Origin of the sequence: Parasphingopyxis sp. (assembly GCF_052168275.1) — a bacterium.
In the GTDB taxonomy this organism is placed as follows: Bacteria; Pseudomonadota; Alphaproteobacteria; order Sphingomonadales; family Sphingomonadaceae; genus Parasphingopyxis.
The window spans coordinates 1-22,047 of sequence record NZ_JBQLZM010000131.1 but is presented as its reverse complement, the minus strand read 5'-3'; the positions used below and the strand labels follow the sequence as shown (position 1 = coordinate 22,047).

The window sequence follows — 22,047 nt, the reverse complement described above, 5'->3', positions numbered from 1 at the left end:
GGCGCCTAACCCTCCGCTTCGGCCTGCTGCGCGGCGATCCAGCGGTCGATCTGCCCCTCCAGAACGTCGAGCGGCACCGAACCCTGCCCCAGAACGGTATCGTGGAACTGCCGGACATCGAAATTCTCGCCGAGCGCAGCTTCCGCGCGCGCGCGTAACTCGCGGATCCGGAGTTCGCCCAGCTTGTAGGCGAGCGCCTGGCCCGGCCAGGAGATGTAGCGGTTTACCTCGGCCTCGATATTCGCCTCGGTCAGCGCCGTATTCTCGCGCATGAACGCGATCGCCTGGTCCTTGGACCAACCCAGCGCATGGATGCCGGTATCGACGACGAGCCGGCAGGCGCGCCACATCTCGTAGCTCAGCCGGCCCATATTTTCGGCCGGGGTGTCGTAAATCCCCATCTCGATCCCGATCCGCTCCGAATACAGCCCCCAGCCTTCGATGAACGCGGTGAAGAAGGCGAGATTCTGACGCAGCGGGTGCATCTCGATTTCCTGCTGCAGCGCGATCTGGTGGTGATGGCCGGGCACGCCTTCGTGCGCGGACAAGGCTGGGATTTCCCAGAGCGGCCGCTGGTCGAGCAGCGAAGTGTTGACATAATAGGTGCCGGCGATGCCGCTCTCCGGCGATCCGGGATTGTAATAGGCCGTGGTCGTGCCTTCCGCGATCTCGTCGGGGATGGCGCGGATACCGTAGGGCAGCCGCGGCAGTACCGCGAACATCGTGGGCATCAGGCCATCCAGTTCCTTGGCCTGCAGCGCGACGGCCGCCATCAGCTCTTCGGGCGTTTCGGCGTAGTAGCGCGGGTCGGTCCGCAGGTGCTCGATATAGGCTTCGCGGGTCTCGAAGCCGGCCTCGGCCGTCACCGCCTCCATTTCCGCCCGGATTCGCGCGACTTCGGCGAGGCCGATGTCATGGATTTCCTGCGCGCCGAGATCGGTCGTCGTCATCTGGCGGATGCGGAACTGGTAATATTCCGCGCCGCCCGGCTGGGCCGAAATGCCGACTTCCGCCCGGCAGGCCGGCAGATAGCTGCTCGTATACCATTCGAGATGCTCGTCGAATTCCGGTGCGAGCACCGTCGCGATCAGTTCGCGCGCCCGGGCCGCATAGGCTTCGAACGCGTCCTCCGAAACGGCGGTCGGGCGCGGCCGCGTAAACGGTTCGTAGAAGCGCGAGGCCGTCGGGTCGTCGCCGATGACGCCCGAGATCGAACGCTCATAGCCGTCCAGCACGGCGCAGGGCAGCGTATAGCCCTGCTCGGCCGCCTGGCTGCTGATCGCGATCGCCGTGTCGTTGATCGTCGGATACAGCGCCAGCCGCGCCAGATAGCTTTCGAAGTCGGCCGGCGTCTGGAACGGCAGGTTGTTGGGCAGGCTCGCAAAATTCTGGTGCCAGCCCGAATAGGTCGTGAACAGCATGATGCGCTGGCCGAATGTATTGGCTTCGACCGATTCGCTGAGCATCCGTTCCAATATCCCGTAATTGGTGCGCGCGTCGGCCGAAAGCTGGTCTTGCGGGATCGCGCGCAGGCGATCGAGATAGGCCTGTGCCTCCGCCGCCCGCCGATCGCGCGCCGCAAGGCTGATATCGGTCACCCGGTTGTCATAGTCGCGCACGCCCACGCTGGTCGCCAGTTCCGGATTCTCGCGGAGAGCGGCCGCCCAGACCTCGTCCATCAAGGTCGCGAGATCGTCGTCGGGCGCGGCCATCGCCGGAGCAGCCGTGCCGAGAGCGAGAGCCAGTATCAGTGTGCGCATCATCGTCATTTCCCCTGTTTTCTCGTCAGTTGGACTAGGCCGGGTTTTGCGAAATGGCCAGCCGCGCCTCGACGAAGGGCGAAGGATCGTCGGCAGGCTTCGAGTGCGGCCCCAGCACCGCGGCGCGCCGTAATCCGGCCCCGTGCAACGAAATCGCCGCTCGCGCTTTGATAGGACGAAGAGAAAGGAAATTCATGAGCGACAATATCTACAAGATCACCGAAGTCGTCGGCACGTCCGAGACGAGCATCGAAGACGCGATCAAGGGGGCGATCGAACGCACCGCCCAAACGGTCCGCGATATCGGCTGGTTCGAAGTGACGGACACCCGCGGCCATGTCGTCGACGGCAAGGTCGCCCATTATCAGGTCACCCTGCGCATCGGCTTCCACCTCCAGGATTAGGCGGACAGGAGTTTTCCGCCGAACAATCGGCGCGCCGCACCCTCGTCGAGGTCCAGTATCCGCAGCGGCGCGGCGAGCGACGCGCCCGCCGTGCCGACGACCAGCGTGGCGAGACCGAAACCACGCTGAGTCAGGCCGCGAACCAGGGTCGCCGATTGCGCCTTGGCAAGCGGCAGGATCGTGACACGCGGCCGCCAGAATCCGCTCCGGACGAACAGCGTGCCTTCGGTGATGCAATAGCCGTGCGCGCGATATTGCAGCACCGGAGCGAGCAGGAGCGGCGGCGCCAGCAGACCCAACCACGGGGCCCCGCTCCAGAACAGTGACGCGATCGCGATCGCGGCCACCAGCCAAGCACCATCCTCGACCCAACTGCGCCATATCAGCCGCGGTGAGACCCGGGTGAACGCGCGTGCTGGCGGCGGCACCGGCATTCGGAGTTCATCGAATATCGGCTCGAGGTCGGCATATCGGGCGAGCGGCGCTATCGCGTGATGGGTGCCTGCATCGCCGTCGCTGCCGAGGCTCTGGACCGCCAGGCCATGCCAGCCGAACAGCCGTTGGACGATGCCAGTCGATATGATCGCCGCTTGGACGCGGCGGAGCGGGATCACGACGTCGGTCCGCGTAAACAGCCCGCGCCGGCGCCGCAGCCCTGTTTCCGTCCGGGTCAACCTGAAGCCGAAATCGCGCGCGACCGTCCGTGCAAGGCCGGTGACGACTCCGATGGCGAGCAGCAGCATGACGGAGGACAGGATGGAAAGCGCCGAGACGAGTCCTATCGCCTGATCGCCATAATCGTCGATCCACTGCCCGGGGTCGAGATAGCTGGCCGGCAGATAGCTGCCCATATATTGCCAGATGCCGCCAAAGATCGCGAGAAAGACCAGCGAGAAATTGAACAGACCGGCGATGACGAGCCGGCCGACATCCATCGAGAACAGCAGTGGCTCGCTGCGTTCCGCTGCCTCCTCCGGCGCCGCGGCGGCGCTGGCCGCATTGCCGGCCTTGTAGGCGCGGATCCTGTCGCGCAGCCGGTCGGCCTCGGCCCGGCTGATGCAGTTGAGCTCGCCTTCGTCGCCGCCGGAACTGCCGGTCTCGATTCGCGCGATCGAGACGCCGAACAGGCGCGCGAGCAGCTTCTGCTCAAGACTGATATCCTGGATCCGGTCGAACGGGATTGTCCGCCGGTTGCGGCTCAATATGCCGCTTTCGATCACCAGCTGCTCCTCGCCGATCCAGTAGGTGAACCGACGCCAGTAGACATAGGCGAACAGCATCGAGACGATCAGGCCGGCGAACGCCAGAAAGACGGCAACCGCCAACCCGCTGCCGCCGATGAAATAGGCCGCCGCGGGCAAACCGAGAACCAGTTCGGGCAGGCGCTCGAGACCACGGATTGCCAGCGTCGCCGGATGGAGGCGCGACCAGCTTTCCGGCTCTGCGCTCATGGCAGGTCCTCGCTGATATGGGTGCGGATTCCGTCGCGCATCCGGTTCGCGTCCTCGAGCGCGAGCCCGGGGAGATCGACCGTGCTGTTGTAGCTGCCGGCGGTGTGCAGGGTGAGCGTCGACACGCCGAAACTCCGTTCGATCGGCCCGCGCGACACGTCGATATGCTGGACCCGGTCATAGGGAACGATGGTTTCCCGGCGGACGAGCAGGCCGGATGCGATCAGAATCCCGTTGCCGCCCTGATGATAGCCCCAGCGACGGTAGCGGCGGGCGGGAAGCAGCAGCACCGTCGCGAGATAGAGCACCAGCCCCGCGCCGCCGATCCAGCCGGCGGGAAAGCCGAACTCGCCCGCCGCCACGACATCGCCGATCGCAAGCATCGCGAGGGGCGGAAGGCCGCCCAGTATCGCCCGGATCCGGAGAACGCTTTTCTGGCGTGGATCGAGCGGCGTCAGCTCCGCCGTGCGGATATCCGGCGAAGCGGCAGTATCGGTCGTGCCTATATCGGTCATGGGGGTCCTTTGCATGCGCCAGGCCGGGGCCTCCCTCCAGCTAATAACAATTCGCAAGTGAAACAATCGGCAAGGCCGCCCGTTGGTACAACAAACCGACAAAGGAGACACGAACAATGGCAGACCAGAAGATTTTCGCCCGGCTCAAGGAAGACCATGACAAGCATCGCACGATGCTCGACCTGATCGACAAGACGCAGGGGGACAGCGATGGCCGGCGCGAACTGTTCGGCCGGTTCAAGACCGAAGTGATCGCCCATGCCGCCGCCGAGGAAGAAACGCTCTACGCAACGATGCTTGCCGATCCCGACCTGCGCGACAAATCGCAGCATTCGGTGGCCGAGCACAAGGAGCTCGAAGACTATCTCGAAGAGCTGGAGGAGATGGACTATTCGTCGACCGGCTGGCTCGCCCGTTTCCGCACGATGAAGGATCGCTATCTTCATCACATCGAAGAAGAAGAGAATGAGATGTTCATCGCGGCCGCGAAGGGTCTGAGCGAGAAAACCGAGAAAGAGCTTGCCGAGAAATTCGAGCAGCGCAAACCGGACGAACTCGAACGCGCCTCCTAGCCGCCCACCGGCATCGGCCGGCATTGCCAGCGGCGCAGATTGTCGCCACTGCAGGGGCGAGGAGATGTATCGATATGCGGTACGTTCTTTTGTCCCTGCTGCTGTGTCTCGCGCCGGCCTGCGCCACGATCGCGCCCGCTCCCATGACCGGAACTCCGCTCGTCATCGCGCATCGCGGCGCGTCGGCCGAACGGCCAGAGCATACGCTCGAAGCCTATCAGCGCGCGATCGACCAGGGCGCCGACTATATCGAGCCCGATCTCGTGATGACGCGCGACGGCATATTGGTCGCGCGCCACGAGAACGAGATTTCGGGCACGACCGATGTCGCCGGGCGACCCGAATTCGCCGACCGCCGGACGACCAAGACGATCGACGGCCGCAGCGTCACCGGCTGGTTTACCGAGGACTTCACGCTGGCCGAGCTGCGCACGCTGCGGGCGCGCGAGCGGCTGCCGGAGCTACGCCCCGAAAGCGCCACGCATGACGGGCGCTACGGAGTGCCGACGCTGGCGGAAATCATCGAGCTTGTCGGACGCCAGGGCCGACCGGTCGGACTGATTCCGGAGATCAAGCATCCCGGCTATTTCGCCTCGATCGGCCTGCCGATGGAAGAGGCGCTGGCCGAACAGCTCGCCGAGGCCGGCTATCACGACGAAACGGACCTCTCGATGATCCAGTCGTTCGAGATCGCGCCCCTCGCCGCCCTCGACATATTGACCGACCTGCGCCTCGTACAGCTGATCGCACGCGCCGGCAGCCCGGCGGATGCGCCGGGAACGAGCTACGCGCATATGGCAACGCCCGAAGGGCTGCGTGCCGTGGCAAGCTATGCCGACGCCATCGGACCCGACAAAGCGCTGGTCGCGCGCTGGGACGGCCCGGCCACCGTGCCGACCGCAACGTCACTGGTCGCTGACGCACATGCTGCCGGATTGCTCGTCATTCCCTATACGTTCCGCCCGGAAAATCATTTCCTGCCCGAGACGCTCCGGCTCGGCCCCGATCCGCGCGCGCATGGCAACAGCCCCGACGAGATCGCCGCCTTCATTGCCCTCGGCATCGACGGGCTGTTCACCGACGAAACGACTGCCGCTGTTTCGGCGGTCGGCGGAGTGCCGACGATGGAAGACTGAGCCCGTGTGGGTTCTCCGAACCGCGTTTCGCCCAGTCAGAATCGGCCGATAACGGAGAAGCGGGCATTGAGAGGCGCGCCCACGCTCGCCTGATGGGTCGCGTGGGCGTTCGGGAAATAGAGTTTGTCGAACAGATTTTCGACATTGACCTGAATGCGGACATCGTCGGTCACGTCATAATAGGCCGCCGCGTCGAAACGGGTGTAGCTCGGCAGGACGGCCGTATTTCCGTTATCGATAAAGCTCTCGTCCTGATAGGTCATGCCCAAGCCGAGACCGAACCGGTTCGTCACCTGGAAACTGTTCCAGATCGAGAACATATGTTCAGGCAGTTCGCGCGGGCGGAGACCGGTCGCGCCGGCGCGATCGACCTGCTCGCCATCGAGATAGCTATAGCCGGCCGAGACGAACCACCACTCCGTCACCTGCCCCTGAAGCTGCAGCTCGAAACCCTGGATCTGCGAGTCGATCACGTCGAGCGTCGCCGGGTCGTTGTCCGAGACCTGCGGAGAGCTCTGCTCGATCTCGAAGATTGCGGCGGTGAAGCTCAGGCCGGGATTGATATCCCATTTAATGCCCGCCTCGAGATTGGTGAAGGTGTCCGGATCGAGCGCGTTGTTGGCGCCGTTGATGTCGGTAAACTGCTCGCCGCTGCGCGGCAGGAAGGTCTCGCTATAGCTCGCATAGATCGAGATGTTCTCCTGCGGCTTGAGGATCACGCCGAGGCGTGGCGATATCTCCTCGTCGCGCCGGCTCCGCGTCTCGTTGGCCGGAACGTTGAAGACCTCGATATCGAAGCTGTCGAACCGGGCGCCGACCACCAGGTTCAGCCAATCCGTGACCTCGATCTCGTCCTGGATATAGGCGGAAAAGACGTCGACATCGACGCGCGTGTCGTCGTTCAGATCGACGGTGAAATCGTTCGTCGTGGGCACGCCGGCGGCGTTGACGCCCACGCCTCCGCGAAGGTTGAGCGGCCGCGCGATCGCAAAGACCTCATTGTCGTCCATCGTCGTCGACCAGAAGGAGTTGAACCGGTCTTGGTCCGAAGACGTGTTGATATATTCGCCGCCGACTATGACGGTGTGGTGGATGCGGCCGGTGTCGAATTCTCCGACCAAGTTGCCCGACAGGATCAGGTTCTCGCGCCGGGTCGTGTCGATATAGCCGTCGAGCGTTACCTGGTTCGGCGTCGCCGCCTGATCGTAGCCCGATGCATAGAAATTCTGGTAGAGCTTGTCGTAATCGCCGTAGAACGCGCTGAAATTAGCCTTCAGATTCTCCGAGAAATCGTGCTGGAGCGAAACGCGGAACAGGTGCGCCTGCAGTTCGTTCGTGTTGAGCTCCGGGTCGGCGAAGACGATATCCTCGAAGGCTTCGACCGGACGTCCGTTGGTGCCCGTCGGAATGCCGCGATCGATGAAACGCTCATGATCGACATATTCGTATGACAGGTCGAGCGTCGTTGCCGGGCCGAACTGGAACCTGGCGGTCGGGTTGATGCCGAACCGGTCCCCATCGTAGAAATCCCGGTGATTGTTCAGATATTCGTACATCGCGTTGACGCGAAAAGCCGCGTTTTCGCTCGTCGATAGATTGGCGTCGAGCTGGACGCCGACTGCGCCGAACGTGTCGACACTCAGCTGCCCGCCGGTGAACGACTCGCCGACCACGCCGCGCTTCGTAACCCGATTCAGGATGCCACCTGTGCCGCCGCGCCCGAACAGCAGCGCATTGGGGCCACGCAGGATCTCCACCTGCTCCAGATTGTAGAGCGAACGGTAATATTGGACGTCGTCGCGGACGCCGTCGATGAAGAAATCGGCGGTCGAGCGCACGCCCCGGAACACGATCGAGTCACGATGGCCTTCGCCCTGCGAGGTGTTCACGCCCGGCGTGTAATCGATAATCTGGCGGATACTCGTAAAGCCGCGCCGGCTGATCTCGTCGGCGGTGACGATCGAAAGGCTTTGCGGGACATCAATGATCGGCGTCGGCGTTCTGAGCGCGTTGACCTGGTCGGTGTAGAGAACTCTCCCGGTGACGATGATATCGGCATCCGCCGCCGCCGTCGCCGCCGCGGTGGCCGTTGCCACCGCTCCCTGGCCGTCCTGGACATCCTCCGCCTGAACCGGGGCGGCCAGCATTGCAGCGACCACCAAGACCGAACTCGAAACAACCAGACGCACGAAACTTCCCCCTGCAAGAACGATGTCGAGGGCGCTTAGACCTACTGCGAATGACTTGCAATAACAAATCTGGCTTGCGAGCGAATTTCATTATCGCGTCGAAACGGCGCATCGATAAGGCAAAAAAACCGCCAATCCGCCGTTGCGGGGAGAATCGCCCGCTACTCGGCGGCGAGCAGGGTTTCGGCGCCGCCCAGGTCGACGGAAACGAGCCGGCTGACGCCGCGTTCGACCATCGTGACACCGTATAGCCGGTGCATGCGGGCCATGGTCACCGCATTATGGGTGACGATCAGATAGCGGGTGTCGGTCTCAGCCGCCATCTGGTCGAGCAGCTCGCAGAACCGCTCGATATTCGCATCGTCGAGCGGCGCATCCACCTCGTCGAGCACGCAGATCGGCGCGGGATTGGTGAGGAACAGCGCAAAGATCAGCGCCACCGCGGTCAAGGCCTGCTCGCCACCCGACAGCAGCGTCAGCGTCGCCAGTTTCTTGCCCGGCGGCTGCGCCATGATCTCGAGGCCGGCTTCAAGCGGATCGTCGGAATCGATGAGTGCGAGATGCGCCTGTCCGCCCTGGAACAGCGTGCCGAACAGGCGGCGGAAATGCTTGTCGACTTCCTCGAACGCCGCGAGCAGCCGCGCGCGGCCCTCACGGTTCAGATTGCCGATCGAGCCGCGCAGCCGGTTGATCGCCTGGCCGAGCTCCTCGCGCTCGGCGAGCGACGAATCGCGCTCCGTCTCCAGCTCTTCCAGTTCGCTCTCGGCAACGAGATTGACCGGTCCGATTCGTTCGCGATCCGCTTTCAGCTTGTCGAGCGCGGCCGACTCCTGTTCGGCCCCGGCAACATCTTCGGCGTCGAATTCGTATTTCGCGGCAAGACCGCGCGGTGCCGACTGGAAGCGTTCGCTCGCGACGCGTTCGAACTCGCGCCGCCGCGATTCCGCGTTTTCGAAGCGCGCCTGGCCGCCCGCGCGATGTTCGCGCGCCGCGGACAGCGTCTCGACCGCTTCGGCGGCAAGCTGTTCGGTTTCCGCCACGCGCTCCTCGCCGGCCCGTTCTTCCGCCCGGGCGCTTTCCGCGCGCTCCTCGGCTTCGGCGACTCGGCCCTGTAGCCCGCGAATCTTCGCATCGATCTCGCCCGGTGCATCGGCGAGCGCCTTGGCCTCGGCTTCGGCCTCGGTCTCGCGCCTCGTCATTTCCTGAACGCGGCGGGCGGCCTCTCCGGCCCGGCTCTTCCAGCTGTCCGCTTCGGCCTGCGCCGCCTCGAGCCGTGCCTTGTCGGCATCGATAGCCTGCCCGATGGTCGCCGCTTCGGCCCGCGCCTCGGCCAGAATGAGGCGCGCCGCCTCGCTCGCCGCTTTGAGCCGCTCGACCGACGCGTCCGTATCGCCGCCATCGGGCAGTCCGGCGACCGCAGCTTCGGCATCCTCCAGCCCGCGCTTCGCCTCTTCGAGTTCGGCGCTGGCGCGCTCGCGGCGTTCCGCCAGACCCGCCTGCTGATCCGCGAGACGTTCGATCGCGGCGCGGGCGCTGTCCTGCGCGCGGATCGCGGCACGCGCGGCGTCCTCCGCCGCGCCCAGCGCATCCCGCGAATCTTCCAGCGCCGTTCGCGCTTCGGTGACGGCCGCCACCGCTTCCGCAGCGCGCGCTGCCGCCGCTTCGACATCCGCCCGGGCCGCCGGTAGCGCCGCCTCGATCGCTTCGAGCCGATTGGCCCGCATCAGCCGGTCGGCAGCCGCTGCGCCCTCGTCGCTCGCCACATAGCCGTCCCAGCGCCGCAAAGTTCCGGCGCGCGTCACCAGCCGCTGGCCAACGGCGAGATCGATCGAACCGTCATCGGTCTCGACGACGCCGATCTGCGCCAGCCGCCGCAAAAGCTGTGCGGGCGCGGTCACATGGTCCGCCAACGGCTCGATGCCGGACGGCAGCGCCGGATCTCCATCATGCGTTTCGGACCCCGCCCAGCGGCGCGCGCTGGTTTCGCCGAGACCCGCTTCGAGATCGTCGCCGAGCGCCGCGGCCAACGCCTTTTCATAGCCCTTGGCCGCACGGACATGGCCCAAGGCCTTGTCCTCGACCGCATCCTCCATGCCCTTGGCAAGGGCCCGAGCCTCCGACTCGAGCGCGGCAAGCGCCGCCCGCGCCGCCGCCGTCTCGCTCTCCGCCGTATCGCGCGCGTCCGCCGCCGCTTCGCGCTGTCCGTCTGCGGTCTCGATCGCGGCGCGCAATTCGGTTACCCGCGCTTCGGCGGCGTCGCGCGCCGTGTCCGCTTCGGCATATGTCCGCTCCAGCGGTCCGACATCGCCGAGTTCGGCCAGTTCCGACGCGATCCTTCCAGCCTCGCCCTCGGCCCGCGCGAGGCGCTGGCGGGCGCTCTCGGCCCCGGCTTCGGCAACGCGGATATCGGCCTGTTGCGACGCCTGCGCGGCGAGCGCCCGCGCCATGGCGAGCTCGGCCTCGCGCGACACGGTTTCCGCCTCGTGCAACTTGTTTTCGCTTTCGGCGAGCCGCTCATCTGTGCCCTCGAGGCGCCCGGCGATCTCCCGTTCTTCGGCGCCCAGCCGCTCGAGCGCGGCCGCGGCATCGCTCGCCAGCGCATCTTCGCGCCCGCGATCGCGCGACAGATTTTCGCGCTGGTTCGCCAGCTCGTCGATCCGCCGTTCGAGCGCGCTGCGTTCGTTCTTGAGCGCCGCCAGTTCGTGGCCCAACGCCGAGGCGGCCTCGCGCGCTTCCTGCGCGGCATTGCGGTGTTCGGCCAGCTTGCGCGCGGCATCGGCCTGATGCATGGCCGCCGCCCGTTGCCGTTCGGCGGCTTCGGCGACCTGCGCTTCCGCCCGCTCGGCCTCCGCCTTGGCGGCTTCGGCCGCCGCCGCCGCATCGCGCCAGCGGGCGAAGACCAGCCGCGCTTCGCCCAGTTCAATCTGATCGGTAAGTTTGCGATAGCGCCGCGCGGCGTTGGCCTGCCGCTTCAGCGCCCGGATCCGTCCGTCCATATCGGCCAAAAGGTCGTCGAGCCGCGAGAGGTTGGTCTCGGTCGCGCGCAGCTTCTGTTCGGCATCCTTGCGGCGCACATGGAGCCCCGCGATCCCGGCCGCCTCCTCCAGCATCTGCCGCCGCTCGGCGGGCTTGGCCGAAACGACGGCCCCGATCTTGCCCTGGCTCACCAGCGCCGGCGAATGGGCGCCGGTTGCCGCATCGGCAAACAGCAGCGCGACGTCCTTGGCCCGCACATCGCGCCCGTTCACCCGATAGGCGGAACCCGCACCGCGCTCGATCCGGCGAACGACCTCGACCTCGCTTTCGAGCGCAACCGTGTCATTGTCAGGCCGGTCGCTCTCGTCGCGCTCGGCGAGGATGGAGACTTCGGCGAAATCGCGCGCGGGCCGGACATCCGTGCCCGCGAAGATCACGTCCTCCATGCCGCCGCCGCGCATCGATTTGGGCGAACTCTCGCCCATCGTCCAGCGCAGCGCTTCCAGCAGGTTCGATTTACCGCAACCGTTGGGCCCGACGACCCCGGTCAGGCCCGGCTCGATACGGAGCTCGGTCGGATCAACAAAGCTTTTGAAGCCCGCAAGTTTCAGGCGTTTTATCCGCATCGGCTACGCCTGTTCCGCGTTCGCGCGCAATGTGCCCCCAAAACGTTCAATCTACTGGACCATCTCCTGGAGGCGGGCGTCGAGTTGCGCCCAGCTCGAAACGCCGCTCGCCAGCTCGCCGTTGATCAGGAAAGAGGGCGTGCCGGTTATATTGTGCTGGTTGAGCGCGCGGTTGCGCATTTCCTCCAGTTCCTGGATCGCCGCCGTATCGGCGAGGCACTGGCGCGCCTGCTGGTCCGAAACGCCGAGGCTGCCGACGAGATCGATCAGGCCGGCCGCTTCGGCGAATCCGACGAACGTCCGGCCGCTCTGCAGCGCTTCGGGAGTCGCGAGCGCCTGCAGCTGCGCCTGATCGGCACCCTGGATCGTCTCGAACATCGTTTCCTGGTTCGCGAACAGCCGCTCGTTCAGCGGGAAGAAGGGCTCGGCACCGCGGCAGCGGCTCAGCAGTGCGGCGCTGAGATCGAGCGGATCGCGAACGAAATTACGCACCTCGAAACTCACCAGACCCTGCGAGATGTAGTTTTCGACGAGCGGATCGAAGCTCTCCTCGGCGAAGGTCGCGCAATGGCCGCAGGTCATCGACGCGAATTCGACGATTTTGATGGGCGCGTCGGGATTGCCCATCTGGAACCCGCCTTCTTCGGTCTTGGTGACGACTTCGACCCAGTTGCGCGACGTATCGGCTTCGACCGAACCGGTCGCCGCGCCGCCATTGGCCGACGTTTCGCCGCCGCATGCCGCAAGGGTCGCGGCCAGGGCGATCGCGGAAACCTTCCACAAATGCTTCATCACTCATTCACTCCATTCTGTGCGTCGCGGCCAATATCGCCTAGACGCTTAACCTGCAATTGCCGGGGCGGCGCGCGATCGTCGACCAGCGGCGCGCCTTCGGTCGCGACTACCGACGCCGCCAGACCTTCGAGACAGGCGCGGAGCTCGGGATCGGCAATCTCGCGCAGCGACGCGCCGAGCGCCTCGGGAACCGGGCGCAGCGACGGCGGCGCAGGCGGGCGGGCCGAGGACTTCGCCGCCCTGCCCTGCTGGATCGAAATCCGGGCCACAGCCGGATAGCCGAAAAAGCGGTTCACCCGCTCGATGATCGTCGGTTCGATATGCTGCATCATCGTCGCATGTGCGCCCGCGACATTGAGGCGCAGAACGCCGTCCGAGCGCTTGCCCGCCGGAAAGCGGATCGATTCGGGCGTCGAGACTTCGGCGTAGCGCTCGCCGACGATCTCGCGCCAGCGCGTGACGACCGAGCTCTGGACGAAGCCGAACCGGCGGAACGACGCCTTGCCGATCTGCGGCAGCATATCGCCGACGGCGCGTGCACGCCGGCTGCGCCCTTGGGCCCTGCCGGACGATTTCGCCGTGTCGCGACCGGAAATATTGCGGGTTTTCGCCATCGCACCGGTCATGCCATAGGCCCCTGATGGCTGCCATAAAAAGTTACGGTGCGATGTGGATAATCCGCCGCCCTCCGGAAACCGCCTGAATGGACGCGAAGCGGGTCAGCGAGGCGCTTCTGCGCTGGTATGACGGCGAGGCGCGCGCCCTGCCCTGGCGCGCGCCGCCCGGCGCGCCGCCGCCCGATCCCTATCGGGTCTGGCTGTCCGAGGTCATGCTCCAGCAGACGACGGTCGCTGCGGTGAAACCCTATTTCAACAGGTTCACGGAGCGCTGGCCGACAGTCGAAGCGCTGGCCGGGGCCGACAGCGCCGAGGTAATGGCGGCCTGGGCCGGGCTCGGTTATTATGCCCGGGCGCGCAATCTCCATGCCTGCGCCAAAGCCGTGGTCGCCGACCATGGCGGCCGTTTCCCCGAAACCGAAGACGAATTGCGGGCCCTGCCGGGTATCGGCGCCTATATCGGCGCGGCGGTCGCGGCGATCGCGTTCGGCGAGGCGGCAACGGTCGTCGACGCGAATGTCGAGCGTGTCATATCCCGACTCCACGCCATCGAAACTCCGCTACCGAAGGCGCGGGCCGAAATCCGCCGGCTCGCCGAACCGCTGACCCCGGACGAGCGGGCCGGCGATTTCGCACAGGCGATGATGGATCTCGGTGCGACGGTCTGCACGGTTCGCGATCCGGGCTGCCCGCAATGCCCTTTGCAGGCGATGTGCGCCGCGACGGCGAGCGACGAGCCCGCGCGTTTTCCGTTGAAAGCGCCCAGGAAAACCAAGCCGACCCGGCGCGGTACCGCCTTCTGGCTCGAGCATGAGCGGACGGTGCTGCTCGTCCGTCGACCGGCGCGCGGAATGCTCGGCGGCATGCGGGCGCTGCCCAGCGGACCATGGGCCGACAGATCGCCCGACCTCGCCGATGCCCCGGCCGATATCGACTGGAAGGCGTTCGGCACGGTCAGCCATGTCTTCACCCATTTCGCGCTCGAGCTGGACGTCGTCGCGGGTCGCGCCTTGACGGATGCGGGCGTCGAGGGCGAATGGTGGCCCGTCGATGCGATCGGGGATGCGGGATTGCCGACATTGTTCGCCAAGGCCGCCGCATTGGCGCTGGCGCAGAGGGAGAATGACGAGTGAACACGCCATTACGGCCGGGCCTGACGGGCTCGCGCCTCGACCGCGCCGACCAGATCCGGATCGATGACGAGCGGCTCGCGGATGTGCGCGGCAATCTGCGCGCCCGGCTCCTCAAGCTCCACGATCTCGATCCCGAAATCGGCCCGGACGGCGCCCTGGCCTGGGGATCGATGGCCGACCGCCCGGACGATGCCGAGCTGCTCTTCCTCGGGCTCGACGACGGAACGCCCTGCTTCGCGCCGCTGGTCGAAGATGCACCACCCGCCGGCCAACGCGCCTATGCGGTGTGGCGCTATCTCGACATCATGCCGCCGGAGGAAGCGTCCACCTACGCCGCCGCGCGGTCGCTGATCGAATGGCATCGCGGCCATCTGTTCTGCAGCCGGTGCGGCGCGCGCTCGCAAGTCGCCAAGGCGGGCTGGGGCCGGACATGCCCGGAATGCGGCGCCGACCATTTCCCGCGCGTCGACCCGGTCGTCATCATGCTCGCGACTTTCGAGGACAAGGCCCTTGTCGGACGCCAGCCGCGTTTCCCGCCGGACCGTTATTCGGCGCTCGCCGGTTTCGTCGAACCGGGCGAATCGCTCGAGGGGGCGGTCACGCGGGAGCTGTTCGAGGAGGCCGGCGTCCACGCGACTTCGGTACGCTATCTGACCAGCCAGCCCTGGCCTTTTCCCAATACGCTGATGATGGCTTGTATCGCACCGGTCGACGGCGATGCGCTGACCCTCGACGAGGAAGAGATCGAAGCGGCGAAATGGGTGTCGAAGGAAGACGTCGAGCGCGCGTTCGACGGCGCGGTCGATGCCGCCTTCATCGCGCCGCCGCACTTCGCGATCGCCCATACCCTGCTGCGCGCCTGGGTGGACGGGAAGTGATTGCCCGCTTGCGATAACGCGCGCCTCTCTCTAAAGCACCGCGCAAGCAATCCTGACAGGCGGGAATCAAATAGATGAGTCAGTTCAACACCATCGCAGGCTGGTCTTTGGCGGGCGGCATCGTGGCGCTCGGCGCGTCGATCGTCACCGGCGAAATCTTCCACAGCGAACGCCCGGAAACGATGGGCTATGTCGTCGAGGGCGTCGTCGAAGAAGGCGGCGGGGAAGAAGCCGAAATGACGATGGCCATGGCCTTTCCGTCGGTCACCGTCGAACAGGGCGAGGCGGTCTTCCGCCGCTGTGCGAGCTGCCACACGATCAATGAGGGCGGCGCGAACGGCATCGGCCCGAACCTGTGGGGCAAGATCGGCCGCGACATCGCCTCGGTGCCCGGCTTCAGCTATTCGAGCGCTCTGAGCGAGATGGAGGGCAGCTGGAACTTCGACAATATGTCGGACTGGCTCGCCCGTCCCGCGGCTTTTGCGCAGGGCACGACGATGAGCTTCGCCGGCCTTTCCGACCCGCTCGATCGCGCGGCCGTGATCCTCTACATGAACGCCAACGGCTCGAACATGCCGTTGCCCGAACCCCCGGCGCCGGAAGCCGAAGCCGAAGAGGGTGGCGAAGAAGATCTCGCGGCCGATGTCGAGGGAGCGGTCGAAAATGAAGGCGACGCCGCGGGCGCGGTCGAAGAGTAACGAGCGCTATGCGGCGCCGGGCCCGTTCGGCGCGCACTTCCACCCCCGGGGCTCGACGTAGAAGTCCGTGATCATCTCCCAGGCTTCGTCGGCGGTCTCGACGAACCGGAAGATGTTGAGGTTTTCCAGCGAAATCGTCCCCTCTTCGGCCAGCGCCTCGAAATCGACGATCCGCGTCCAGAATTCCTTGCCGAACAGCAGGATCGGCAAAGGTTTCATCTTGCCTGTCTGAACGAGCGTCAGCAGCTCGAACGTTTCATCTAACGTCCCGAAACCGCCAGGAAACACGGCCACTGCGCGCGCGCGGATCAGGAAATGCATCTTGCGCAGGGCGAAATAGTGGAACTGGAAGCTCAGGCTCGGCGTAACATATTCGTTCGGCGCCTGCTCGTGCGGCAGAACGATGTTCAGGCCGATCGATTCCGCGCCGACCTCGGCCGCGCCGCGATTCGCCGCTTCCATGATCGACGGGCCGCCGCCCGAACACACGACGAACTGGCGCTTGCCGTCCTCATCGCAATCGCACTGGCTTGCCAATCGACCGAGTTTCCGGGCCTCCTCGTAATATTTCGCTTTGGCCCGCAGACGCTCTGCGACGCGCTTCTGCTTGCCTTCCGAGGCCGCTTCGACGACCGCGTCTGCGCGATCCGGCGAGGGAATGCGGGCCGAGCCGTACATGACCAGGGTCGAGCCGATATTGGCTTCATCGAGCAGCAGTTTGGGTTTCAGCAGTTCGAGCTGGAACCGGATCGGCCGCAAGTCTTCACGCAACAGGAAATCGGTGTCCTGGAATGCCAGCCGATAGGCCGGATCCTCGGTCTGCGGTGTCGACGTGACCTTGCGGGCATAGGCCGCATCTTCGCCGGACGAATAGAAGATTTCTTCGGGGATGGTGGGGTCTTTCATGGCCCTACCCTTTAGCGACAATATGGCCCGCGGCTACCCATGTCGAAATGAAAATGGTTGCGATGATCGGCATTGGCGTCCGGCCCCAGCACGATCTCGAACCGTTCGCAGGCGCCGCGGTGCAAGTCCCTGAGGAAGCGCCGCTCGCGGCCGTCATCGTTGTTCCAGCCTTCGAGCACGGTGATCCGGCGGCCATCGGCCAGGTTGAATGCCGATATGTCGATCGCATTCGCCTTGCCATGTTCGGAAAGCCGCCCGCTCCCGGCGATATTCCGGCAACCATAGGTTCCAAACGTCTCGACCAGGGTTACCGGCTGGCCGAAATGACGCTGGGCCGCGGGTTGGAGAACCTCGCGCGTCCAGCGTGCATAACGGTCGGCCAGCGGGCATGTCATGGCGCCGAGATTGCGGGTCGGCGTGCCGACCTGAATGAGCTGTACGGCCCCTATCGCCCGGCAACCGTTCGAGAAAGTCCGATCCGGCAAACGGCGATACTGGACGTTCTGATTCGAGAGGTTCGCGAGACATTGCTGCGTCTGCGCGCTGGGGGGCGGCAGTCGCTCGACATTCTGCGACGGACGGGATCCGTCGGTGCGGCCGTCGATCATGCCACACGCGGACAGCAGGACTAGCAGGGGCAATATGAGAAGTCGCGTACGCATGGCCGAAACCCTATCCCTTCATGGTTATCAGAAGGTTAACGCCGCCCTTCGCCGATACTTATGGAGTCTGAAAAGCGGCCAGCCGAGTATTGTTACCGACGGTCTGAACCGTGGGTTCCCGGGAATTTCCGGCACAAAAAAAGGCCGCGTGGATCGCTTCAAACGTGTTGACATGCTGCGCTGCAATACGCATTGCGGCTGCGGGCCACGCTGCCCCAACGCAGCGCGTGCTCTCTGTGAGGAGAGAATATATGACGAATGAACCTACGGTCCGTCCGGGCCGCCCCTTCTTTTCATCCGGACCCACTTCCAAATTTCCCGGCTGGTCGCTCGACAAGTTGAGCACCGAATCGCTCGGCCGCTCGCATCGATCGAAGCTCGGCAAAGGCCGACTCAAATATGCGATCGATCTCAGCCGCGAGATTCTCGGCATTCCCGACGATTATCTGATCGGCATCGTTCCGGCGTCCGATACCGGCGCGGTCGAACTCGCCATGTGGAACATGCTCGGCGCGCGTCCGGCCACGGTTGCGGCCTGGGAGAGCTTCGGCAATGTCTGGATTCAGGACGCCGTAAAACAGCTCAAGCCCGAGGGCCTGAGCGTCCTCGAAGCCGATTATGGGGAGATCCCGGACCTGCGCCAGATCGATCCCGGCGACGATATCGTCTTCACCTGGAACGGCACGACCTCGGGCGCGAAAATCCCCGATACCGACTGGATTTCGGACGAACGGGAGGGCGTCACGATCAACGATGCGACCTCCGCCATCTTCGCGCAGGAAATGGACTGGCCGAAGCTCGATGCGACCACCTATAGCTGGCAGAAGGTCATGGGTTCGGAAGCCGCGCACGGCATGCTGATCCTGTCGCCCCGCGCCGTCGAACGGATCGAAAGCTACGATCCGCCCTGGCCGCTCCCGAAAATCTTCCGCGTGAAGAAGAACGGCAAACTCAACCGCGCGATCTTCGAAGGCGCGACGATCAACACGCCGTCCATGCTGGCGACCGAGGATTATATCGCGGCGCTCGAATGGGCGAAGTCGATCGGCGGGCTTCCCGAACTTCAGGCGCGCGCCGACCGCAACGCCGCCGTCGTCCATCAATGGATCGAAGCGACGCCTTGGGTCCGCAACATGGTTTCCGACCCGGCCAAGCGCACCAATACCGGCGTATGCATGGTCTTTCAGGGCGCCTGGTATGACGGCCTGTCGGCCGACGACCAGGCGGCCGTGCCGAAGCAGATCGTGGCGATGCTCGAAGAGCGCGATATCGGCTATGATTTCAACGGCTATCGCGATGCGCCGCCAAGCTTGCGCATCTGGTGCGGATCAACGGTGGAAACCGACGACGTCGCCGCGCTGCTGCCGTGGATCGAATGGGCCTACGCCGAAGTCCAGGCCGAGCTTTCCCGATAACTCCCGTTTGCCCTGAGCTTGTCGAAGGGCTGTCCTTCACTTTCTGTCGTTGAAAGAAAGGACAGGGCTTCGTGAGCGACCATCCGACGGTCGCTGGAGCCCGAACGGCTCTCTAATCTGTGAGAATGATCATGCCCAAAGTGCTTATTTCCGACAAGATGGACCCCAAGGCCGCGGAAATCTTCCGGTCGCGCGGTGTCGAGGTTGACGAGAAGACCGGCCTTTCGAAGGAAGAACTGGCCGGGATCATCGGCGAGTATGACGGCCTCGCCGTCCGCTCCTCGACCAAGGTCACGCCCAAGATTCTCGAAGCCGCAACCAACCTGAAAGTGATCGGCCGCGCCGGGATCGGGGTCGACAATATCGACGTGCCCGCCGCATCGGCGCAGGGCGTCGTCGTCATGAACACGCCATTCGGCAATTCGATCACGACCGCCGAACATGCGATTGCGATGATGTTCGCGCTCGCGCGCCAGCTGCCCGAGGCCGATGCTTCCACTCAGGCGGGCAAATGGGAAAAATCCAAATTCATGGGCGTCGAACTGACCCACAAGACGCTGGGCCTGATCGGCGCGGGCAATATCGGTTCGATCGTCGCGGATCGCGCGCACGGCCTGAAGATGAAGGTCATCGCCTACGATCCTTTCCTCACCGAGGACCGCGCAATCGAGCTCGGCATCGAGAAGGTGACGCTCGACGAACTGCTCGGCCGGGCCGACTTCATCACGCTCCACACGCCGCTGACCGACCAGACACGCGGCATCCTGTCGCGCGAGGCACTGGCGAAAACGAAGCCCGGCGTACGGATCATCAATTGCGCGCGCGGCGGGCTGATCGACGAGGCGGCGCTCAAGGAAGCGCTCGAATCGGGCCAGGTCGCGGGCGCGGCGCTCGACGTGTTCGCCGAGGAACCGGCGACCGACAACCCCCTGTTCGGGACGCCGGGCCTGATCTCCACGCCTCACCTTGGCGCCTCGACGAGCGAGGCGCAGGTCAATGTCGCGATCCAGGTCGCCGAGCAGATGGCCGACTATCTGCTCGAAGGCGGCGTTACCAATGCGCTCAACATGCCCTCGCTCTCGGCCGAGGAAGCGCCGAAGCTCAAACCCTATATGGCGCTCGCCAGAAAACTGGGTTCGCTGGTCGGCCAGCTCGCCCATGATGCGGTGCAGGGCATCTCCATCGAGGTCGAGGGCGCGGCGGCGGAACTGAACCAGAAGCCGATCACGGGCGCCGTGCTCGCCGGTTTCATGGGCGCCTATTCGGACACTGTGAACATGGTCAACGCGCCCTATCTTGCCAAGGAACGCGGGCTCGATGTCCGCGAAGTGCGGCATGACCGGGAAGGCGTCTATCATACGCTGATCCGGGTCGCGGTGATGACGGAAGAGGGCGAAAAGTCGGTGGCTGGGACACTGTTCGGCGAGGATGCGCCGCGTCTGGTCGAGATTTTCGGCATCAAGATCGAGGCCGATCTCGACGGCGCCATGCTCTACGTCGTCAATCAGGACGCGCCCGGTTTCATCGGCCGAATCGGCACGACCCTGGGCGAAGCGGACGTCAACATCGGCAACTTCCACCTCGGCCGGCGCGAAGGCGGGGGCGATGCCGTGCTGCTGCTCTCGGTCGACCAGCCGGTCGACGAACCGGTGCTCTGGAAGGTGTGCAACCTCGAAGGCGTGAAGACCGTAAAGACGCTGCGCTTCTAGCGAATCGATAATGCCGCTAAGGGCTTCGTCATGAGCAAGATACCGCCTGGCCTCCTCCCCGAAGGATTGCGCGACCGGCTTCCGCCCGAGGCGGAGGCGGCCGCGCGGCTGTTGCGCACCGTGATGGATAGCGTCGCGTCCCATGGCTATGAGCGGGTTTCGCCGCCGCTCGCCGAGTTCGAGGAAGGGCTGGTCGGCCAGCTCAAGTCGGACGGGGCGCAGGATCTGCTGCGGATCATCGACCCGGTTTCGCGCCGGACGCTGGCCCTGCGCCCGGACATCACGGCCCAGGTCGGCCGGATCGCCTCGACCCGGATGGCGGCGCGCGCCCGGCCGCTGCGACTCGCCTATGGCGGCGACATATTGAGGCTCCGCGCCACACAGCTGCGTCCCGAGCGGCAGCTGCTACAGGCGGGGGCGGAACTGATCGGCGCCGACAGCGTCGCCGCCGCAAGCGAGATACTCTCGATGGCCGTCGACACGCTGGCCGAAGCGGGCGTCGCCGACATTACGGTCGATCTGACGCTTCCGGATCTGGTGCCGACGCTGGCGGACGGTCCCTTCCCGCTCGCCGCGGATATGATCGAGCCGGTCCGGGCCGAGCTCGACGAAAAGGACGCGGGCGCGATCGCCGCCCTGGGCGCCGACGCCTATCTGCCGCTGATCCATGCCGCAGGCCCCGTCGACCGGGCGCTCGAACGGATGCGGGCGATCGACGCGGGCGGCGCGCTCAAAACGCGGCTCGACGGCATAGAAGCGATCGCCGCGGCGCTGGGAGACCGGGCGACGATCATGCTCGACCCGACCGAGCGCCATGGCTTCGAATATCAAAGCTGGCTCGGCTTTTCTTTTTTCGGCGCCGATATCGCAGGCGAGATCGGGCGCGGTGGCAGCTACACGATCTGCCCGCCGGACGGCGACGAGGAACCGGCGATTGGCTTTTCGCTCTATCTCGATCCCTTGGTCGATGCCGGCCTGGGCACCAAGGAAGAGCGGCGCCTGTTCCTTCCGCCCGGCACAAGCGGGGACACGGCCAAACGCCTGCGCGGCGAGGGCTGGCGGACCGTTGCCGCTCTCGACCCCGGAGACAGCGCCGAGGCGCTGGGCTGCGGGTACAAGCTGGCGGACGGCGAACCCAAGCGCATTTGAACGCGAAACGCCCGATATCGCGCCACAAAGTGAACAGCGACGTGGACGCGCCCGCCCGAGACAATTAGGAGCGGGCCGTAACCCGCAAGCGAAAGCAACTCCACATGGCCAATGTTACCGTAATCGGCGCCCAATGGGGCGATGAGGGCAAGGGCAAGATCGTCGACTGGCTGTCGGCCCGCGCCGACTGCGTCGTGCGCTTCCAAGGCGGGCATAATGCGGGGCACACGCTGGTCATCGGCAACACGACCTACAAGCTCTCGCTGCTCCCCTCGGGCATCGTCAGCGGCACGCCGAGCTTCATCGGCAATGGCGTGGTGCTTGATCCCTGGGCGCTGCGCGACGAGGTCGAGAAATTGCGCGGCCAGGGCGTCGAAATCACCCCCGACGTCCTGCAGGTGGCCGAGAACTGCCCGCTGATCCTGCCGATCCACCGCGATCTCGACGCGCTGCGCG

19 protein-coding genes are annotated in these 22,047 nt (G+C 65.3%); 10 read left to right on the top strand and 9 right to left on the bottom strand.

Annotated elements, in window-relative coordinates:
- Positions 1-5: 5 nt before the first annotated feature.
- Positions 6-1,760 (bottom strand): DUF885 domain-containing protein, encoded by a 1,755-nt coding sequence (locus ACTS1X_RS11795; RefSeq protein ID WP_442614595.1) that lies wholly within the window; start codon positions 1,758-1,760, stop codon positions 6-8.
- 194 nt (positions 1,761-1,954) lie between these two features.
- Here ACTS1X_RS11795 and ACTS1X_RS11790 point away from each other — a divergent pair, with 194 nt between their 5' ends.
- On the top strand, positions 1,955-2,164 hold the full coding sequence (locus tag ACTS1X_RS11790) for a dodecin (RefSeq protein WP_442614592.1): 210 nt from the start codon (positions 1,955-1,957) through the stop codon (positions 2,162-2,164).
- Here the strand turns inward: ACTS1X_RS11790 and ACTS1X_RS11785 are convergent.
- Positions 2,161-3,615 carry a PH domain-containing protein gene (locus tag ACTS1X_RS11785; protein WP_442614591.1) on the bottom strand — a complete coding sequence of 485 codons (1,455 nt, stop codon included), beginning with the start codon at positions 3,613-3,615 and terminating at the stop codon, positions 2,161-2,163. The two genes, ACTS1X_RS11790 and ACTS1X_RS11785, sit on opposite strands and share 4 nt — an antisense overlap.
- A complete protein-coding gene (locus ACTS1X_RS11780; protein ID WP_442614590.1) occupies positions 3,612-4,130 on the bottom strand; it encodes a PH domain-containing protein in 519 nt (172 codons plus the stop codon). Before ACTS1X_RS11780 ends, ACTS1X_RS11785 begins: the two co-directional genes overlap by 4 nt.
- A gap of 116 nt (positions 4,131-4,246) precedes the next feature.
- On the opposite strand from ACTS1X_RS11780, the gene ACTS1X_RS11775 reads away from it, so the two are divergent.
- A complete protein-coding gene (locus ACTS1X_RS11775; RefSeq protein WP_442614589.1) occupies positions 4,247-4,702 on the top strand; it encodes a hemerythrin domain-containing protein in 456 nt (151 codons plus the stop codon).
- 143 nt (positions 4,703-4,845) lie between these two features.
- The gene (locus ACTS1X_RS11770) at positions 4,846-5,838 is read left to right on the top strand and encodes a glycerophosphodiester phosphodiesterase (protein WP_442614588.1); all 993 of its coding nucleotides are present in this window, start codon (positions 4,846-4,848) and stop codon (positions 5,836-5,838) included.
- Positions 5,839-5,873: 35 nt separating this feature from the next.
- Here ACTS1X_RS11770 and ACTS1X_RS11765 read toward each other — a convergent pair whose 3' ends face one another.
- The 4 genes from ACTS1X_RS11765 to ACTS1X_RS11750 form a co-directional block, all read right to left on the bottom strand.
- Complete coding sequence (locus tag ACTS1X_RS11765; RefSeq protein WP_442614587.1) at positions 5,874-8,027, bottom strand: TonB-dependent receptor; 2,154 nt, start codon at positions 8,025-8,027, stop codon at positions 5,874-5,876.
- 161 nt (positions 8,028-8,188) lie between these two features.
- Positions 8,189-11,629: a chromosome segregation SMC family protein gene (locus ACTS1X_RS11760; RefSeq protein WP_442614586.1), complete on the bottom strand. Its 3,441-nt coding sequence runs from the start codon at positions 11,627-11,629 to the stop codon at positions 8,189-8,191.
- Positions 11,630-11,680: 51 nt separating this feature from the next.
- Positions 11,681-12,421 (bottom strand): DsbA family protein, encoded by a 741-nt coding sequence (locus ACTS1X_RS11755; protein WP_442614594.1) that lies wholly within the window; start codon positions 12,419-12,421, stop codon positions 11,681-11,683.
- Complete coding sequence (locus tag ACTS1X_RS11750) at positions 12,421-13,050, bottom strand: DUF721 domain-containing protein (RefSeq protein WP_442614585.1); 630 nt, start codon at positions 13,048-13,050, stop codon at positions 12,421-12,423. Before ACTS1X_RS11750 ends, ACTS1X_RS11755 begins: the two co-directional genes overlap by 1 nt.
- A 77-nt stretch (positions 13,051-13,127) precedes the next feature.
- Between ACTS1X_RS11750 and mutY the strand changes: the two genes are divergently transcribed.
- The 3 genes from mutY to ACTS1X_RS11735 all read left to right on the top strand — a co-directional run bounded on the left by mutY (position 13,128) and on the right by ACTS1X_RS11735 (position 15,750).
- On the top strand, positions 13,128-14,174 hold the full coding sequence (gene mutY, locus ACTS1X_RS11745) for an A/G-specific adenine glycosylase (RefSeq protein WP_442614584.1): 1,047 nt from the start codon (positions 13,128-13,130) through the stop codon (positions 14,172-14,174).
- A complete protein-coding gene (nudC, locus tag ACTS1X_RS11740) occupies positions 14,171-15,052 on the top strand; it encodes an NAD(+) diphosphatase (RefSeq protein WP_442614583.1) in 882 nt (293 codons plus the stop codon). The genes mutY and nudC overlap by 4 nt, the downstream gene beginning before the upstream one ends.
- Positions 15,053-15,126: 74 nt before the next feature.
- The gene (locus tag ACTS1X_RS11735) at positions 15,127-15,750 is read left to right on the top strand and encodes a c-type cytochrome (RefSeq protein ID WP_442614582.1); all 624 of its coding nucleotides are present in this window, start codon (positions 15,127-15,129) and stop codon (positions 15,748-15,750) included.
- Between the two features lie 6 nt (positions 15,751-15,756).
- Here the strand turns inward: ACTS1X_RS11735 and ACTS1X_RS11730 are convergent, their stop codons facing one another.
- Both ACTS1X_RS11730 and ACTS1X_RS11725 read right to left on the bottom strand, forming a co-directional pair.
- Positions 15,757-16,656, bottom strand: a complete 900-nt coding sequence (locus tag ACTS1X_RS11730; RefSeq protein WP_442614581.1) for a TIGR00730 family Rossman fold protein — start codon at positions 16,654-16,656, stop codon at positions 15,757-15,759.
- Between the two features lie 11 nt (positions 16,657-16,667).
- Positions 16,668-17,264 (bottom strand): extensin family protein, encoded by a 597-nt coding sequence (locus ACTS1X_RS11725; protein ID WP_442614580.1) that lies wholly within the window; start codon positions 17,262-17,264, stop codon positions 16,668-16,670.
- Between the two features lie 305 nt (positions 17,265-17,569).
- Here ACTS1X_RS11725 and ACTS1X_RS11720 point away from each other — a divergent pair, with 305 nt between their 5' ends.
- The 4 genes from ACTS1X_RS11720 to ACTS1X_RS11705 all read left to right on the top strand — a co-directional run.
- Positions 17,570-18,733: a phosphoserine transaminase gene (locus ACTS1X_RS11720; protein ID WP_442614579.1), complete on the top strand. Its 1,164-nt coding sequence runs from the start codon at positions 17,570-17,572 to the stop codon at positions 18,731-18,733.
- A 131-nt stretch (positions 18,734-18,864) separates the two neighbouring features.
- On the top strand, positions 18,865-20,442 hold the full coding sequence (gene serA, locus ACTS1X_RS11715) for a phosphoglycerate dehydrogenase (protein ID WP_442614593.1): 1,578 nt from the start codon (positions 18,865-18,867) through the stop codon (positions 20,440-20,442).
- Between the two features lie 30 nt (positions 20,443-20,472).
- A complete protein-coding gene (locus tag ACTS1X_RS11710) occupies positions 20,473-21,591 on the top strand; it encodes an ATP phosphoribosyltransferase regulatory subunit (RefSeq protein ID WP_442614578.1) in 1,119 nt (372 codons plus the stop codon).
- Between the two features lie 104 nt (positions 21,592-21,695).
- Positions 21,696-22,047, top strand: a 352-nt coding sequence (locus ACTS1X_RS11705) for an adenylosuccinate synthetase (protein ID WP_442614577.1), incomplete at its 3' end; no start/stop codon positions are given.